Here is a 2838-nt window from a genome sequence, read left to right as displayed (position 1 = left end):
ATCCAGGATCGAGTGGCCTCCCTCGCACGCTGATGCCACTCGATCCTGGATCGAGCACGATCATGCCGGGAGGGAGTGGCGCGTCGGCGAGTGTCGCAGGGGCGTGATGGGATGGCGGGATGCAGGCGTACCGGTTGGTGCGTCGGCCCGCCGGGCCGACCGAGGGGAGTGGACCGCTAACCGGGCACCCCGCCGCCCACCCGGAAGCCGCCCCGAGCCAGGCCGCCTCGGGCCCAGCCGCCCCGGGCCAGGGCGCCTCGGGCCAGGGCGCTTCGGGTCAGGCCGGCTCGGGTCAGGCCGGCTCGGGTCAGGGCGCCTCGGGTCAGGGCGCCTCGGGTCAGGGCGCCTCGGGCAAGGGCGCCCCGGGCCAGGCAGCCCCGGGTCAGGCGGCCTCGGGCCAGGGCGCCTCGGGTCAGGGCGGCGGCACGCTGGCGGATGTCCGCCGGGACGATCCCGGGCAGGTCGAGGTCGTCGCGCACACCGACGGGCCGATGCTCGTCCTGGGTGGACCGGGCACCGGGAAGACCCGCACACTCGTCGAGGCGGTCGCCACCCGGGTCGCCGAGGGGGTCGACCCGGAACGGATTCTGGTGCTCACCTTCAGCCGTCGGGGCGCCGCCGACCTGCGGCACCGGATCGAGGCGCGGATCGCCGCGGCCGGGCAGCGGGTGCTGCGCGAGCCACTGGTGCGCACCTTCCCGGCGTACGCCTTCGGGTTGCTGCGGCGCGCCGCCGCCGAGCGGGGCGAGCCGTCACCTCGGCTGCTCACCGGGCCCGAGCAGGATCTGATCATCCGCGAGCTGCTGGACGTGGTCGGCGAGGAACCCGGCGACGACCCGGTCGGCTGGCCGGAGGAGCTGCGCCCGGCGTTGCGTACCCGGGCGTTCGCCGCCCAGCTGCGCGACCTGCTGATGCGCGCGGCCGAGCGCGGGGTCGGCCCGGTCGAGCTGGCCCGGCTCGGTGAGCGGCTGGGTCGCGCCGACTGGCCGGCCGCCGCCCGGTTCCTCCGGGAGTACGTCGCCGTGCTGGCCCTGCGGGACGTCGCCAACCGGGGCTCGGTCGCGTACGACCCGGCGGAGCTGGTCCGGGCGGCCACCGGGATGCTCCGCGACGACCCGGAGCTGCTGGCGGCCGAGCGGCGCCGGCTGGTGTACGTCTACGTCGACGAACTCGCCGACACCGATCCCGCCCAGCTCGACCTGCTGGAGACGGTCGCCGGTGGCGGGCTATCGCTGGTCGCCTTCGCCGACCCTGATTCGTCCACGTACGCCTTCCGGGGCGCCGACCCCAGCGGCGTGGCGGGTTTCCCGCACCGGTTCCGCACCGCCTCCGGAGCGCCCGCCGCGCAGGTGCTGCTGACCACCAGCTACCGGTCCGGCGAACGGCTGCTGGCGGCTTCCGCCCGGCTGGCCCGGCGGCTGCGCGGCCCGGCGGCGCACCGCCGGTTGCGTCCGCTGTCCGGTGCGCCGGCGGGCGCGGTGGAGGTACGCACGTTCCGCTCGGCCACCAGCGAGGCGGCCTGGCTGGCGCACGCCCTGCGCGAGGCGCACCTGCTCGGCGGGATGCCCTGGGCGCGGATGGCGGTGCTGGTCCGCTCCACCGGCCGGCAGTTGCCCGGGCTGCGCCGGGCGCTGCACGCGGCGGGTGTGCCGACCGTGGTGCACGGCGAGGACCTGCCGCTGCACCTGCAACCGGCGGTAGCGCCGCTGTTGCTCCTGCTGCGCTGTGCACTGGAGCCGGCGCGGCTCGACGAGGAGGCGGCGGTCGCGCTGCTGCACTCGCCACTCGGCGGCGCCGACCCGCTGGCCGAGCGGCGGCTGCGGCAGGGCCTACGGGCCCTCGCCCTGGCCGGCGGCGACCGCCGGCCGTCCGGCGAGCTGATCGTGGAGGCGCTGCGCGATCCGGCCGAGCTGGCCGGTGTCGAACGGCGCTGGGCCGAGCCGGCGCAGACGGTGGCCGGACTGCTGGCCGTGGCCCGGGAAGCGGCCGATCGGGCCGGCGCCACTGTGGAGGACGTCCTCTGGGCCGTCTGGCGGGCCAGCGGCCTGGCCGAGTTGTGGTCCGCCGCGTTGACCCGTGGCCCGGCGGTGGCCGGCGAGGGCGATCTGGCTCGGCGCCGTCGGGCCGAGGCGGCCGACCGCGACCTGGACGCGGTGCTGGTCCTCTTCGACGCTGCCGCCCGGTTCACCGACCGGCTACCGGGCGCGCGTACCGAGGTTTTCCTCGACCATGTGCTCGGCCAGGAACTGCCCGCCGACACCCTCGCTCCGACCGCCGACCGGGGAGACGCCGTCCGGCTGCTCACCGCGCACGCCGCCAAGGGCCTGGAATGGGACCTGGTCGCGGTGGCCGGGGTGCAGGAGGGCGTCTGGCCGGACCTGCGGCTGCGCGGCAGCCTGCTCGGTTCGGAACGCCTGGTCGACGTGCTCGCCGGCCGGGCGGACGGTGCCGGCGGGGTGGCCACCCTGGTCGGGCAGACCTCCGCCCTGCTGGACGAGGAGCGTCGGCTGTTCCACGTCGCGGTGACCCGGGCCCGGCGGCGACTGCTGGTCAGCGCGGTCGCTTCCGCGGCCGTCGGCGGCGACGACCACGAGGAACAGCCCAGCCGCTTCCTCTACGAACTCGGCCCCACCGACCCGACCGGCGACGCGCCGGGTCCGGACGACGGGTCCGGTGGACCGCCGGACCCGCCGGACCCGCAGCCTGGGCCGGCGGAACGGCCGATGCCGGACGACGGGCCGGCGGACGACACCCCGCGCGGTGGGTCCGGCGCAGAGAACGCGGCTGACCGGGCGAGCGAGCCCGACCCCGAACCCGCCCGGCCACGCACGCTGCCGG

1 protein-coding gene is annotated in these 2838 nt (G+C 77.2%); it reads left to right on the top strand.

The annotated features are described in order from the left end of the window. Nucleotides 1-119 precede the first annotated feature (119 nt). Nucleotides 120-2838, top strand: a 2719-nt coding sequence (locus C1I95_RS33130; protein ID WP_438941362.1) for an ATP-dependent helicase, incomplete at its 3' end; no start/stop codon positions are given.

The organism is Micromonospora craterilacus, assembly GCF_003236315.1.
GTDB classification, from domain to species: Bacteria; Actinomycetota; Actinomycetes; order Mycobacteriales; family Micromonosporaceae; genus Micromonospora; species Micromonospora craterilacus.
Note: the sequence above shows the minus strand (reverse complement) of the source record. Positions and strands in the feature narration are given on the sequence as shown.